Consider the following 14,024-nt stretch of genomic DNA (forward strand, 5'->3'; position numbering starts at 1 on the left):
TTCGGTTAATTGTTATCCTTTTGAAATCATTTCACGCGCATTTTCAATCACAGATTCCGTCGGATTATGGCCTCCGATCATTTGGGCAATTTCCATAATACGCTCGTCATTTGTGAGTTTTTTTATTTTACTGACAGTCTTTTCAGATGAATGGTCTTTGTATACAAAATAATGTGCCTTCCCGCTGCTGGCGATTTGGTGCAAATGCGTAATTGCAATAATCTGGTGATTATCCGACATTTTAATCATCATCTTACCCATTTTTTTAGCGATTTCTCCCGATACGCCGGTATCAATCTCGTCGAAAATAATAGTTGGCAATTTCCTTTTTCCAGCGAGAATATATTTAATGACCATCATCAAACGGGAAAATTCTCCGCCCGATGCAACCTGTCTGAGTTCCTGAAGTGCCAGTCCTTTATTTCCGCTGAACAGAAAAGCAATTGAATCGATACCGTCAGTGGTGGGAGCAATTTCAGTAATCCTGATTGAGAGAGACGCATTCGGAATACCAAGTTCAATAAGACGTTCGATAATGCCCGTCTCAATCGCTTTGATAACTTTATGCCGTTCTTTAGATAATGCCTGCGCACTTTTCAGCATTGTCTCTTCACTTTTGGACGCTTTCTGCTGCGCTTTCAAAAGTGCTTCGTCAAGATTCAAAACAGTTCCAACCTTTTTTTCAAGTGAATCCTGAATCGCGATCAATTCCTGAACTGAGGAAACATGATGTTTTTTTTGCAGTTGATAAATCAAATCAAGGCGCTCTCGGACAATGGTAGTTCTGCCTTCATCAATATCGACTGACGAACTCACGGAATCCAGCTCGTCCGCCAGATCTCTAAGTTCAATCAAACTGCTTTGTGCCCGCTCCCGTAAAGGTTCGTAGGCAGAAACCAAACGACTCGCTTGTCCAATTGCTGCTACCGCACTTTTCAAGAATTCGAGGATGGAATTATCAGGATTGTCAAGATACGCATAAGCAAGTTGAAGACGCTCACGGATTTCCACTGCGTTTTCCAAAATAACAAGTTCCTGTTCCAGCTGGTTTTGCTCATCGCTTTGCAGCCCGGCATTGCTTAATTCCTGAAATAAAAACTGGTCGTAATCAAAGGCTTTACGCAATTGAACAGCTTCGTTTTTCAGATTTTCGTAAGCTCTTGCAGCTTCTTTATATATGTTGAAATTCTTCCGGTAACTGTGAAGTAAAGAAAAATTCTGGGCGTAGGTATCGACAACCTGCAATTGAAATTCATTACTTCCAAGTAAAATAGAATCGTGTTGGGAATGAATATCCAGTAGCTGGCCGCTGATTTTTTTTAATGTATCCAGATTTACCGGAGTGTCATTAATAAAAGCCCTGGATTTCCCCGCCACAGATATTTCCCGTCTGACAATACATTCCTCAGAAAAATCAAGATTTTCTTCCTCAAAATTGGGTGCAAGATCATAGCCGGACAAATCGAAACTACCTTCTATCACACATTTTTCACCAGGGTCATACAGCGATTTAACATCGGCTCTGTTTCCCAGCAAAAGGCCTATGGCGCCAAGCATAATTGATTTACCCGCGCCAGTTTCGCCCGTAATTATGTTTAATCCCGGATCTGGCGACATTTCCAGTTGCTTGATCAGGGCGTAGTTTTTAATAAGTAAATTTGAAAGCATGCCTTAAATAAGCAGATAGTCAAGGTTGGTAAGAACCGCTGATGAAAAAATCAGGCCATTCGTCCTGGATACGAATATAGCTATGTTATCAACAATTAGGAAACGATACTGGTTCTTTAATAACTGATATGGGTTTTGCAATCCGCTACAAAATTCAAAATTTGCTTTTTTCGTCATATACAACTTCGAAAATATCCGCTATCGCGAATTTATGCGTATGCTGCCGGTTGTCGAGCATTGTTAAAAATTCAGCTGTCACCGATACTAATTTCCCAAAACATGTATGTCCTGTATAAGAAACGGAATTGATCTCTAATCCATTTGAGGTGTCTCCAAGTTCTGCCAGGATATTTTTTGAAGCGATTCGCGTCAATCGTTTACTCATGATTTAATTTGGATACAAGTCGTTAAAATTACTGAGAAAGTCTCTGGTATAGTTGTGTCTTTGAAGGGTCAAGATTAACCAATATCGTTTGTGCAGCCCTTTTTTCTTCCGGAGTCGCCTCTTTCATAATCTGGAAAATCTCATCTGACTTTGCATCAAAAAAAGAATTTATAACAACGCTTCCCGGTCTTAATTGGGCAACTGCCTTGGCGGAATTTAAAAGGTCCAATGTTTTGGTGCGCGTCTGAGCAGGATTCTGCGTGGCAACGTCCAAGCCCTGACGGTAGTAATTGTAAAGACTCTCCCGGAAAGGAACAAACTGCTGGCTCATCAGATTTTCTATAAGCCAATACCGGTTTCTCGAATCGCCATTTCCTTTGCGTTGATCCCACCCTTTTGCGCCCGCGCCCGCTGTGCTCGCCAGGTTTGCAATATTGAACGCTCTTTGGAGGTAAGGCGTGCCACCTAAATTACTGAATGAGTCAAAATCAAAAATTAGGGCTGTGTAAGCATAAAATGCGAGAACGTAAGGAAGCTCATCAGTATAGCTGTTTTCATTGAAATACATCTGCGTCGTAGGAAGATAGTTGAAGTTGAAATTCCTGTCAACATAACTTAAAAGCACAGTTTCATATGCAGAATTAAATACCGGACGCGAAATCACAAGTTGGGCCGTACCTTCGAAGCTACCCTGGGAAACTGAACGGATGAGGTTAATGTTCAACTTGCACTTTACGCGTTCATCCTTGCCAAAAGTTTCTCTTGTCCAGCTTGTATTATTTAAAAAATCGGAGATATACGACTGTAATTTGGCCATCGATTGCGGATCAGTTTTCTGCTGTGCAACCAACTGATCGTAATTGAGACTTACAGTAAATTGAAGCTCCTGAGCAAATGCAGTTTTCGCGAATGCACCTGTTAAACACAAAAAGAGAATGATAAACCTTTTCATACTTCGCTCCATTTATCCAGAATAATTTTTAAAATATCTTGTGCAACTTCATGTTTAGATTTCAGGGAAAACTTAGTGATATTTTCCCGTCTGTCAATAACGGTAATTTTATTGGTATCGTGTGCAAAACCGGAGCCGGCATCATTTAAAGAATTTAAAATAATGTAGTCAAAGTTTTTGCGACGCAATTTGTCAAGTGCATAATCCAGCTCATGTTCAGTTTCCAAAGCAAAGCCAATTAAAAGCTGGCCCTCCTTTTTCTGCTGACCGAGGCTCCCGGCGATATCGTCTGTTTTTATAAGTTCCAGATTCATATCATTGCCTTGCTTTTTTATTTTCTGGTCAGACACATAGGCAGGAGTATAATCTGCAACGGCTGCGGAAAATATGACAAGATCACTTTCTTCGAAATGATCCTTTGTTGCTTCATACATTTGCTTTGCCGTTTCGACATTTACGCGTCTGATCGTCTCGTCCGGCGTGGCCAGATTTGTCGGTCCGCTTACCAATGTGACAGTGGCACCAGCCTGCGCGAAGGCTTTCGCCAGCGCGTATCCCATTTTTCCCGAAGAACGATTGCTGATATAGCGGACGGGATCTATTGGTTCTGCAGTCGGTCCGGCTGTGATCAAAACTCTTTTATTTCTGGCGACCGCCTTTGCCGCAAATTGCTTAACGATTTGCGCAACAATTTTCTCCGGTTCTGCAAGTCTTCCTTCCCCAATTAATCCACTCGCCAGTTCTCCAAATTCTGCTTCAATGATTTTGTTTCCAAAACTGAGCAGACTTTTAATATTATTTTGTGTAGAAGGGTGACGGTACATATCCACATCCATCGCAGGAGCAAAAAATACCAGACATCGGGCGGAAAGATAAACGGCAGTTAATAAGTCTTCGCAATTTCCTGTCGCACATTTCGAGAGTGTTCTTGCCGACGCCGGAGCTATAATTATCAGATCGGCCCACAAACCCAAATCGACGTGATTGTTCCAGGTTCCGTTATCGGTTTGCGTGAAGGATGTGTAAACCGGGCGTTTGGAAAGTGTTGCCAGGGTCAATGGTGTGATAAACTGATGTGCAGACTCAGTCATAACAACCTGAACTTCTGCGCCCTCCTTGATCAATAACCTAACAAGTAAAGCCGATTTGTACGCTGCAATGCTGCCTGATACCCCCAGCAATATTTTTTTACCATTCAGACTCAATTGTATAAATGCAAATGCACGTTTATTGTGAAGACTCTGGCATTTTAATGAAAGTTGTATTTTGCTTATAACTAAGAATGCCGGAAAAGAATAAACCAGTCGTAAGAACAAAATTAATGTTTACGACTGGTTTTTTATCAAAAAGAATAATCGAAACTATTCTTCAGTTGTATCTCTGTAACCGTGATAAGTTTTTCCTTCAATGAACTCGTCGATTGCAATGCTGCCAGCTTTAGGCATACGCTCATAAAATTTGGAGATTTCAATTTGTTCACGGTTTTCAAAAACCTCTTCCAAATTGTCAACTCCCGAAGCGAACTCAGCAAGCTTGTTATTAAGTTCCTCTTTCATTTTGCTTGATATCTGACGTGCTCTTTTTGAGATTACCGATACCGACTCATATAAATTCCCTGTTACGTCAGCTATTTTGTCCGTATCGCGGGTAATGATGGATGGATTCGTTGCCATGCTTACTTTTGATGATATAGTTAAAAATCTTTATTTCAGAAACAGAAAAACTGGTTAATTAATTTTGTTTTTGGTCAGTGCTTGTGGATGCCGTAACCTTAGTAGGTTTCGAACCAGAGTCTGGCTGAGCTTCCAATTGTTTCTGACGCTCTTTTTCCGCCTGAGTCAATATTTCCAGTTCTTTCTGGCTATTGTCAAACATCTTTTCTGCATCTCGCAAGTACTTTCCGGTAGGATATTTATCAACCATTTCCTTGTAAAACTTAACGACGTCAAGATATCTGTCTTTTTGTTTTACACTGAAACTGTTTGAAGCAAGGTTATACTGAGATTCAACTTTCAGATAAGCAAGTTCTTCATTGAATTTAGAATCCGGAAAATCCTTACGGAAATTATCAATAGATATAACCGCCGATTTAAGCGACATCATATTAAAATCGCTGATCTTGTAATACAACTTTGCCTTGTCGTAAGCTTTCAATTCCAGTTTTTCACGAAGTTCAAGAATGTAACGCGTACATTCATCGCGAAAAGTACTTTGCGGATAAGTATTTATAAAATCCTGCATCGCAGAAATTGCGGTGAAGGTACTCGCCTGATCTAAGTTGTGAGGGGCTGAATCTTTATACAATGAAAAAGCGTGCATGTATAATGCTTCCTGGGCATAATCACTTCTTGCGTAAGTATCGTAAAACTTTTTAAACAAGAATTGACTGGTATTATACTGGCCTTGCTGATATTGGGTATACGCATAATAGAACTGAGCGAGCTCCGATTCATTACTACCTTTCAACAAGGGAATAAGTTCTTCAAACAAAAGCCCTGACCGATAGAAGTCACCCTTCTTATAGTAAGTCATGGCTGCATCATACTTCTGCTGGTCTGTCCCAGTTTTCTGCAACTTCGAAAATTTGCTACAGGAAGTAATAATAAGTACGGCAAAAAATAGCAAGAAGTAACTTGCACGGTTGTTTTTTAGCATATAGCTGCAAAGATAATAAAAAAAAGCTACATCATTCCTAACGAATGCGTAGCTGATTATAGTATTGTAAAAAATCTATTGTTGATGGCGTACGAGCATTTTTTTTGTTGCAACCTTTTTCCCATCCAATGCAAGTTGGTAGAAATATAGCCCAGTTGACATTTCCCGTGTATTGATCCGAAGCTTTGTTTCATTTTTTGACAAAGAATATGCCTGCATCTGAGTTCCGAGAACATTATAAAAAATTAGTTTCGCATCCCTAATTTCTCCCGCCATTGCATAGTCCAATTCGGCATATTCGCTGGCAGGATTTGGGTAAATATTTGAAACCGTTATTCTATCGCTGGTGTAAAGCTGCTCTTCAACCCGTACAGTTGCTTCAGTCGAAGGATTGCGTTTTTCAGCACTTTTTTCAATAGTCTCTGTTGTAGACACTGCCGTACTTTCAGCAGTAGTTGCATTTGAAAATAGGAGCGTACGGTAAAATTTATTCAAGGCCATTGGTTTCTGATCAGACAACGGCTTATAATTCAGCACTTCCGGAGCATTTGAAAATTTCAAATTTCCGGTAGTCATCGACTTCTTTTTTGGAGCAATATTTAGGCGGCTACCGTTGGTAACGGTCTGTGCCTGGATTCCGGTCCAGATAAAGAATGTACATATGATAAGGTAAAGTATAGTTTTCTTCATAGCAATTATTCGTAATACTTTTAGCAACTTCTACTAGTCTCATTCAAAAAGTACCTTACAAAAATATAGAGAAAAAATTGGAACATCAAAATATATTGTGTGAACGAGCATATTTATTTTCTGACATAAAATAACCGTGCCCAAAAAGATTTTGCTAGCACAAATCGTTAAATTATTCCAACCATAATGTCTTTAACCGGGTAGGCTTGTCAGAAACGCGCCAATTAAAGCCATCGAGTTGTCTTTCAATCGGTTTAATCTGTCGAGGCGGGATTAATCTTCCATCTGGTTTCCCAATAAATGCGATTCTATTTACCCGGTTATCCACAAAAAGAAGGTTCATTCTTCCACACTCTACACGATTCAAACCAATCATTTTTTCCTTATCGTCAATCGCATAATAAACGCTTTCACCATTTCCGTCAACCAACACCTGCCGCAGTTTACTTTCTGCTGCGAAATATGCGTTTATTGTTCGTCCTTTTACCTGGTTAAATTGCTGTACCAAAGTGTCTTCTGTAATTACAAATGCCTTACTTTTTAAAAGCATCCGGTTAATTGCATTATTCACCAGAAAAGCACTTATCGTATCACCTTCCATCTGATAATGCTGATTGCTCCACAGAATCGGCTTTTTGAAAAACAGAATGGTTGAATCAGCGGTATCATAACTTATCGAATCACATTTTCCTTGAAAATCCGATTTGTAGATAAACACATTTCTGTCCCCAACCAATCTTCGCGTGCTGTCCCGAGCGTTTTCAAAAGAATACAAAGTGTCGGCTCTGATAAATAAAGTATCCTTTGAGATTACATTTCGCACGTACGCATGACCATATATTTTTGAGAAACCTTCTGCTTTTCGGTAAAACCCGTGATCCCCGTTCAGGATGGTATTGTCTTTTTTAGCAACAATGACAACATTTCCTTTTCCCTGTCCATTATTCTTTTGTCCATCAACGGATAAAGAATCAGCTGTTAACGTATAAGTTTCGTTATCAACGGTGGTTCTGGTTGCAAATACCGACTCTCCCGTCTGAGAATTATATGCGCCCTTATTGCTCAACAGCGTTCCGTCTTTATTCACAATTTTACTCGGCCCATTAAAATACGACCACTTTGTGACGGAATTATAGAGCAAAGTATCGGTCGTTAACGTATATTTTTTGTTGACCAGCTTTACTTTTTTATAATAAGTAAATTCCTTTGTGTTCGTATTATAAAAACCCTCGTTGCTGGTCAGAACATTTTCCACATCCACCGTTCTACCAGGAACTCGGTAATAAGCCACTCCGGATGCCATATTATACTCCATTTTCCGGGTCGTCAGGGTTTTAACCTTATCTTTCAAAACCGTTTTTTTTCCACTTACAATGGCTAACCTCGAATTTCCGAAATAGTGCAACGTGTCGCCTGTGACCGTTATCGTATCGCCCTGTACGATCCTGACATTTCCGTATGCCTCAATAATGTTTGTACTGACATTTTGGATCGCAAGATTGCTATATAAAAGCGCACCTTTGTGTTTGAAAATCCCGTTGACAACACGGCGGCTGTCAACACCATTTTCACTGATCAATTCCAGTTCGTCCGATTTTAAAAGCTCTACAATATCACTTGTCGGTCCTTGCTGCGAAGACGGCGTAACTTGCTGTGCCATAATATATGGCGAGCTAAACAGTATGGTAAAGAACGTCAGTTTTAATATATTGTCTTTGATCAATATGACGCACAAAAGTTTAAAAGGGTTGCAAACTTTTATAAATAATTTTTTCTTCATCTTGCTGTGGTTTCCTTTACCTTTGAAACGGGTAGTTCTACCTCATTTTCGTGAGCCCGGTAAAAGTAGTCTGTTGATATATTTGCCAAAATTACATCAATTACAACTCTTCATGGTATGTTGGAAGCTTTTTTAACTTTTATTAACCAACAAAAATTTGATCTTCATAAAAAGTCAACGCTGTTAACGGTTAGCGGAGGAATGGATTCAGTGGTGCTTGCCCATCTATTTCATCAGGCAGGATTTGAGGCCGGTATTGCTCATTGTAATTTCGGATTGCGCGGCGAGGAGTCGAATGAGGATGAGGTTTTTGTCAGGCATCTCGCTGCTACTTACAAATTCCCTTTTTATGTAAAGCATTTTTCAACGAAGGGTTATGCTAAGGAAGAAGGTATTTCAACACAAATGGCGGCCCGCGATCTTCGTTATCGTTGGTTTGATGAAATAAAGAATGAAAACGACTACAACTGGATTGCTACTGCGCATCATGCCAATGACTCATTCGAAACGGTCATTTTAAATTTAGTCAGGGGTACTGGCCTGGCGGGGATGCATGGTATCGCGGCTCAAAATAATGTGCTCATTCGTCCTCTGATGTTTGCTTCGAGAGAAGAAATTTATGAATACGTCAAAGAGTACAATCTAAGCTGGCGTGAGGATAGCTCAAATTCAAGTACCCATTATAAGCGTAATTTGATTAGACATGAGGTGATGCCGGTTTTGAAAACGATCAATCCTTCTCTTGAATCCACATTTAAAACCACTTCAGAGCGGATGAGGTCAGCTGAGAACTTGGTGAGTTTCTTTTTAAATGACTGGAAAGAAGAAGCTGTCAGGAAAGAGGGAGAGGAGTATTACATTTCAATTTCTTCGTTACTGATGTCTTCGGAACCAAAATATAGGTTGTGGTTTATTTTACAGGATTTTGGTTTTAGCTATGCTCAATCAGCAGATATTTATACTTCCGCGGAAGGAAGCTCAGGAAAAGTTTTTTATTCCGAAACCCATCAGATCCTTAAAGACAGAGATTATTTTATTATTTCGAAGATGAAAAGTGATGCTAGCAATTTAATTGAAATCAGCCGACCTTCCGGAGAATATCAAATGGGGGATGTTGTTTTTTTATTAAACGCCATATCAAATATCCCGGATCTCACACCGGGATCAGATAAATCCATGGCGTATTTGAACCTGGACAAACTCGAATTTCCTTTGTCTATCAGATCCTGGGAAAAGGGAGACAGCTTTTGCCCGTTTGGTATGGCCGGTAAAAGAAAAAAAGTCAGCGACCTTATGATTGATTTAAAATTAAGCCTAAATGAAAAGCAAAAAGTGAAAGTTTTGGTAAATAAAAACGGGGATATTGTTTGGGTCGTCGGATTTAGGCTCGATGATCGATATAAAGTTGTGAAAGAGGCAACTGAAATTTTATTGATTACGCAACAATTGAATAGTGCGGCGCCATGAAAAACATAATTTAATATTTTCATAAAAATATTTTTCCAGAAGGTGTTAAAAAACAAGTGCTTAACCGCGGAGACAGCCTTTTGTCGAAAAAAACATTTCGAATTATTTTCCTCCACTATTGCAAGTATAACTTTTCTTTCTACCTTTGCACCACGTTTCGGATACGCCGAAGCACACAGAGAGATGGCAGAGTGGTCGAATGCGGCGGTCTTGAAAACCGTTGTAGGGTAACCTACCGGGGGTTCGAATCCCTCTCTCTCTGCATTTTTACCATCATGAGGCGTAATCGCGATCTAAACCACATATGCAAGTATGTGGTTTTCTTTGTTTTAAGCCAATTCTTAAAAAGAAAATTCCCTAGGTTCTGGGATCAGTCAAAAATTTATGGAGCTTATATGATTCTTCTTGGTTTGTGTTATAAATCAAACCTATTTGTCTTAGAAAATTTCTTGCCCCTTATTGAGTAAATCTTACCAAATTTTATAATTCAAAATTACGTACTGACTCATGTAAAGAAGTCAGAATGGCTCTTTTGAAAGAGTCAATGGCAAAGACCTTTTACGTCAGTTCCGTGGTTTTAAAGATTGGGACCAAAGAGGTCATGAAAAAAAGGCTTCTTTAACTCAAGAACCTAGGTCAACTCCTTTCGATTGATGCAACCAGTGTTTCTCGTGGTGAACTTTACACAATTCTAACAAACAAATCTGCAAAAGGTGGTAATGGAAATATAGTTGCCATTGTGGCTGGCGGCAAGACAGAAATTGGATATAGCAACCAGTACAGGACCATTAGCCAAAGAATGTTTTCCAAAAAGCACTGCAAATGACAGACGCTTTCCTGTGCAGCAGTTAAATATGGACGCTTTTCAAGAAATCCGAATAATATGTCGCTGGGATGCTCTGGATGAAGAAAACAGTGCTATTGCTTGAGTTGCTTTTAGAACGACCATTTAACTGGCACAAATACAATTGTACTTGGTGAATTGCCTATCTTTATGAGCCCATAACTAGGAAAATTACATGATACGATTTGCCATCTTTTACCTCTCATTGTTTGCATTTAATATCACCTGCGCGCAAACCAATACGGGCCAGATTGAATTAAAAGGAGTACTGGTTGATGAAAAAGATCGGACGCCCTTGTCGTATGTAAATATTGGTGTTCTCAATAAATCACTCATAACAATCTCCAACACTACCGGCAGATTCTCTTTGAATCTGAAAGAGGAAAATTTGACAGACAAGTTGCAGATCAGTCGCATTGGATATCATACAATTAAGGTTTTTGTTAATTAAGAAACTACTGAGGTGGTGGGTAGAACCAAATCAGGTGGATTTATTCAAATAGCCATGCATCCCAAGAAACAGATTGTGCTGGGTACAGAAATTGGAATGAGGTTCCAGCCAGAAAAATTTCCGGCAGTGATAAAAGATTTCAGTTGGTTTTTTTCTGCAAATAATTTCAGCAAGATCAAGCTGCATGTGAATATTTATTCACTAAAAAACAATTTTCCCGACAAGCAACTTCTTAATACGGATTTGTATGTCGACATTGTAGATTTTAAGACAAGCTGGATCAAAGTTGATATGGTGAGTACAATGTTGTTTTTGAAACCGATTTTGCTATCTCCATACAATACAATGGCTGGAGCACACCATCAAAGAAGGAGAGAATGCTAAAATATTTATTCCCGGAGCAATGTCATCTGGTAATTCCAGTTATTTTCGAATTGCAAGGCAGGATAAATGGACGAAAACAAAAATGAATCTTTGCTACTTTGTTACTTTACTGAACTAATGAGGCCGTTATCGATTATAGCAACGGTTAAAGTACGTATGCTCTTTATTTTGCTAGGTTTACAAACGATTTGTTGCGGACAGGAGTGTTTAATGTTTCAAAAAAATAGGGGAAGAACTGCTTTTTATAAAAAAGGTGATCCAATCAGTTTTCGCCTTCATAACGATAAAACGACATATACGTTTCAGATTTTAGGATTTGAGGATAGCGTATTCGTTGTCAGTAATTACAAAATCAATCCCAAGGAAATCAGTCACCTATATGTCGACGAGAAAACGAAGATATGGTATGTTTTTAAATATAAGTACGAGAAGATTTTCTTTCTGGCTAGTATAGGTTACTTCTTAGCGAGTGTGATAAACGAGAAAACGGTGACCAAGGAAGCTGCCACCATCAGTGGTAGTTTAGGAGGAGCGGCTATACTAGCCCGATTGCTCGTGAATAATAAAATACGAATAAAAGGTAAAAGAAGGTTGGTAATTTCAGATAATTGTCCATAACGACCTTAACAGCAAACTGGCCAGCCGGCACTTACATCATCAAACATGGCGACTTGTCGAAGAAGATCTTTATAGTGAAATAGACCATTATCAACAGTTTTTTTTAATATCAGACAACAGAAGGCCGTTCGGTGTTACGAACCGCCTTTTGTTGTTCATATGAAGTTGTTTTTATTAATGATTGTTTAGAAAGGTAACATTTTCAATTATCGGGACGGAGAAATTTGGGGATCTTGGTTTTTATTCTGGCCGGGACTAATTTAAAAATTAACAAAATACCTTTATCATTTTTTTGATTGGTAAATGGTATTGAAATTGTTGGAGAACTGGTTTCCAACAGGTATCTCTTTGTCAGTAATCCATATTTTTCTCTTTTGAAATGCTTCGATTTTTTCGATAGACACGATGTATGATTGATGCACCCGGCAGAAAAGATTAGCTGGGAGGAGCGAAAGAATTCCTTTTACGTTCATCCTTGTAAGCAACGGGGCAGATCTCGAAATGGTAAATATTTTAACGTAATCCTTCAAACCTTCAATATACAAAATATCAGAATGAAGAATTTTAATTGTCTGATATTCAGACTTGACAAATAGCGCTGCCAGCGGATCTGCTGAATGCTGTTGGGGTATTTTTAATTGACGCATTGAAAGCGCTTTGTCGGCTGCTGCGATGAGCCTTTCAAAAGAAATTGGTTTCAGCAAGTAGTCGATAACATTTAGTTCGAATGCCTTAACTGCATATTGCTCGAAAGCAGTTGTAAGAATCACCATCGGTGGCTTTTGCATTTGCGATAGCAGTTGTAATCCGGACAGTCCAGGCATTTGTATATCTAAAAAGATAAGATCAAAATCCATATAATCAAGAACCCTCCTGGCATCCGATGCGCTTCGACATGTTCTGACCAGATCCAGCGTTTTAATTTTGCTGATGTCATCCGCCAGGATTTCTAATGCAAATGGCTCATCATCGACCGCCATACACCTCATTTTATTCATGTTTCAAGCTTAATTTCAATTCAACAGAAAAAAAATGTTCGTCGTGATTTATCGTTAAAGTGTGCGTTTGGGGATAATGAAGTTCAAGCCTTTTTTTTACATTTAGCAGTCCCTGGCCAGTTCCGGTTATTTCTTCATCATTTGCCAACTCAAAACACTGATTTTTGCATCTAAATAAAAGTTCATAATCTTTCACTGATAAGTAAATTGATATTTTTGGGGAATGGTCAGGATGCAGCCCAAATTTGAAAGCATTTTCGACAAAAGGCATGAAAAGAAGAGGTTCAATCCTAACGTCCTGATGATCACCAACACAGGAAATATCGATTTCCGCCTTGGGATGAATTCTTAATTTTTGCAGATTTACGTACCTTTTCAAATACATAATTTCATCGTGCAGATTCACCTGATGATGCGTTACCTGAAAAAGCATATATCTGAGTATTTCAGATAATTCCATCACCGAAGTTTCAGCCAGATCAGACTTAATCCGCGTGAGCCAGCGAATATTATTGAGTGTGTTAAAAAGAAAATGTGGACTGATCTGAAGACGAAGTACCGCCAATTCCGCGCTTGTTTTTTCATACAACATTTGCTGACTAAATTCCTGCTGACGCATTCGGTCTGTCAAAACTGCCCACAACGAACTGGAAAGTATGATCAGCGCAAACATGATCAGATTAGCGAAAAACTGGGGCGAAGTAAAAATAGTATTTTCATTCAAATCCCTAAAAAATAAATCGTTTTCAACTATATCCGAAAAATACATTTGCAGATCATTTTTGATATTTCTTAGCAGCAGGTTATCCAGCAGTATCATCATCGAAAATAATACTGCGAGATATAATAAAAATTGGATTAAGCTTCTGTTTAACAGCAATTTAGGTGTTAAACGAAGAAGGTTAAGATAAAAAATTCCAACGAGTATCAGGTTGATTATAACTCTGGTAATGAACAGATAATTGACATAATATTCTGGCAGATGCTCAAAAATAGGAATAGGCAAAATTAAGGGAGCAGCGAAAAACGCAGACCAACCGGTTACATGTAACCAAAACCGATAATCTAACAGAAAGCGCTTTTGGGTAAGCCGTTGCCCGTCTAAAATGGCCATAATCAAAAGATAATTTGT

The 14,024-nt window shown here is 38.9% G+C and carries 14 protein-coding genes and 1 tRNA gene; 5 read left to right on the forward strand and 10 right to left on the reverse strand.

All coding sequences use genetic code 11. The annotated features are described in order from the left end of the window. Positions 1-12 precede the first annotated feature (12 nt). From recN to L0657_RS25790, 8 genes are all read right to left on the reverse strand, one after another. Positions 13-1,668: a DNA repair protein RecN gene (gene recN, locus L0657_RS25755; RefSeq protein ID WP_235153662.1), complete on the reverse strand. Its 1,656-nt coding sequence runs from the start codon at positions 1,666-1,668 to the stop codon at positions 13-15. Between the two features lie 154 nt (positions 1,669-1,822). Next, complete coding sequence (locus L0657_RS25760) at positions 1,823-2,053, reverse strand: hypothetical protein (RefSeq protein WP_235153663.1); 231 nt, start codon at positions 2,051-2,053, stop codon at positions 1,823-1,825. A 28-nt stretch (positions 2,054-2,081) separates the two neighbouring features. Continuing rightward, complete coding sequence (locus L0657_RS25765; RefSeq protein ID WP_235153664.1) at positions 2,082-3,005, reverse strand: DUF4835 family protein; 924 nt, start codon at positions 3,003-3,005, stop codon at positions 2,082-2,084. Continuing rightward, entirely contained in the window at positions 3,002-4,210 is a 1,209-nt protein-coding gene (gene coaBC / locus L0657_RS25770) for a bifunctional phosphopantothenoylcysteine decarboxylase/phosphopantothenate--cysteine ligase CoaBC (RefSeq protein ID WP_235153665.1), read from the reverse strand. The genes L0657_RS25765 and coaBC overlap by 4 nt, the downstream gene beginning before the upstream one ends. A 156-nt stretch (positions 4,211-4,366) precedes the next feature. Then, positions 4,367-4,678 carry a DNA-directed RNA polymerase subunit omega gene (locus tag L0657_RS25775; RefSeq protein ID WP_090341736.1) on the reverse strand — a complete coding sequence of 104 codons (312 nt, stop codon included), beginning with the start codon at positions 4,676-4,678 and terminating at the stop codon, positions 4,367-4,369. A 58-nt stretch (positions 4,679-4,736) separates the two neighbouring features. Then, entirely contained in the window at positions 4,737-5,660 is a 924-nt protein-coding gene (locus tag L0657_RS25780; RefSeq protein WP_235153666.1) for an outer membrane protein assembly factor BamD, read from the reverse strand. A 75-nt stretch (positions 5,661-5,735) separates the two neighbouring features. Continuing rightward, positions 5,736-6,350, reverse strand: coding sequence for a T9SS type A sorting domain-containing protein (locus tag L0657_RS25785; protein WP_235153667.1), 615 nt, complete (start codon positions 6,348-6,350; stop codon positions 5,736-5,738). 172 nt (positions 6,351-6,522) lie between these two features. Beyond that, a complete protein-coding gene (locus L0657_RS25790; protein WP_235153668.1) occupies positions 6,523-8,010 on the reverse strand; it encodes an OstA-like protein in 1,488 nt (495 codons plus the stop codon). Positions 8,011-8,247: 237 nt separating this feature from the next. Here L0657_RS25790 and tilS point away from each other — a divergent pair, with 237 nt between their 5' ends. The 5 genes from tilS (at position 8,248) to L0657_RS25815 (ending at position 11,894) form a co-directional block, all read left to right on the forward strand. Continuing rightward, on the forward strand, positions 8,248-9,597 hold the full coding sequence (gene tilS / locus L0657_RS25795; protein ID WP_235153669.1) for a tRNA lysidine(34) synthetase TilS: 1,350 nt from the start codon (positions 8,248-8,250) through the stop codon (positions 9,595-9,597). Positions 9,598-9,774: 177 nt separating this feature from the next. Further along, a tRNA-Ser gene (locus tag L0657_RS25800) sits at positions 9,775-9,859 on the forward strand. A gap of 757 nt (positions 9,860-10,616) precedes the next feature. Beyond that, positions 10,617-10,892 (forward strand): carboxypeptidase-like regulatory domain-containing protein, encoded by a 276-nt coding sequence (locus L0657_RS25805; RefSeq protein WP_235153670.1) that lies wholly within the window; start codon positions 10,617-10,619, stop codon positions 10,890-10,892. A 54-nt stretch (positions 10,893-10,946) separates the two neighbouring features. Continuing rightward, the gene (locus L0657_RS25810; protein WP_235153671.1) at positions 10,947-11,276 is read left to right on the forward strand and encodes a hypothetical protein; all 330 of its coding nucleotides are present in this window, start codon (positions 10,947-10,949) and stop codon (positions 11,274-11,276) included. Between the two features lie 210 nt (positions 11,277-11,486). Further along, the gene (locus L0657_RS25815) at positions 11,487-11,894 is read left to right on the forward strand and encodes a hypothetical protein (protein WP_235153672.1); all 408 of its coding nucleotides are present in this window, start codon (positions 11,487-11,489) and stop codon (positions 11,892-11,894) included. 284 nt (positions 11,895-12,178) lie between these two features. Here the strand turns inward: L0657_RS25815 and L0657_RS25820 are convergent, their stop codons facing one another. Both L0657_RS25820 and L0657_RS25825 read right to left on the reverse strand, forming a co-directional pair. Further along, entirely contained in the window at positions 12,179-12,883 is a 705-nt protein-coding gene (locus tag L0657_RS25820) for a LytTR family DNA-binding domain-containing protein (RefSeq protein ID WP_235153673.1), read from the reverse strand. A 1-nt stretch (position 12,884) separates the two neighbouring features. After that, positions 12,885-14,006: a sensor histidine kinase gene (locus L0657_RS25825; RefSeq protein WP_235153674.1), complete on the reverse strand. Its 1,122-nt coding sequence runs from the start codon at positions 14,004-14,006 to the stop codon at positions 12,885-12,887. Positions 14,007-14,024: the final 18 nt, after the last annotated feature.

This window comes from Dyadobacter sp. CY345 (assembly GCF_021502725.1).
In the GTDB taxonomy this organism is placed as follows: Bacteria; Bacteroidota; Bacteroidia; order Cytophagales; family Spirosomataceae; genus Dyadobacter.

Bases quoted from the DNA above. Each gene is read 5' to 3' on its own strand.
- L0657_RS25785 (WP_235153667.1), bottom strand. From the start codon at position 6,350: ATGAAGAAAACTATACTTTACCTTATCATATGTACATTCTTTATCTGG.
- tilS (WP_235153669.1), top strand. From the start codon at position 8,248: ATGTTGGAAGCTTTTTTAACTTTTATTAACCAACAAAAATTTGATCTT.
- L0657_RS25815 (WP_235153672.1), top strand. From the start codon at position 11,487: ATGTTTCAAAAAAATAGGGGAAGAACTGCTTTTTATAAAAAAGGTGAT.
- L0657_RS25790 (WP_235153668.1), bottom strand. From the start codon at position 8,010: ATGGCACAGCAAGTTACGCCGTCTTCGCAGCAAGGACCGACAAGTGAT.
- L0657_RS25780 (WP_235153666.1), bottom strand. From the start codon at position 5,660: ATGCTAAAAAACAACCGTGCAAGTTACTTCTTGCTATTTTTTGCCGTA.
- L0657_RS25825 (WP_235153674.1), bottom strand. From the start codon at position 14,006: ATGGCCATTTTAGACGGGCAACGGCTTACCCAAAAGCGCTTTCTGTTA.
- L0657_RS25810 (WP_235153671.1), top strand. From the start codon at position 10,947: ATGCATCCCAAGAAACAGATTGTGCTGGGTACAGAAATTGGAATGAGG.
- L0657_RS25775 (WP_090341736.1), bottom strand. From the start codon at position 4,678: ATGGCAACGAATCCATCCATCATTACCCGCGATACGGACAAAATAGCT.
- L0657_RS25760 (WP_235153663.1), bottom strand. From the start codon at position 2,053: ATGAGTAAACGATTGACGCGAATCGCTTCAAAAAATATCCTGGCAGAA.
- recN (WP_235153662.1), bottom strand. From the start codon at position 1,668: ATGCTTTCAAATTTACTTATTAAAAACTACGCCCTGATCAAGCAACTG.
- L0657_RS25820 (WP_235153673.1), bottom strand. From the start codon at position 12,883: ATGAGGTGTATGGCGGTCGATGATGAGCCATTTGCATTAGAAATCCTG.
- L0657_RS25805 (WP_235153670.1), top strand. From the start codon at position 10,617: ATGATACGATTTGCCATCTTTTACCTCTCATTGTTTGCATTTAATATC.
- L0657_RS25765 (WP_235153664.1), bottom strand. From the start codon at position 3,005: ATGAAAAGGTTTATCATTCTCTTTTTGTGTTTAACAGGTGCATTCGCG.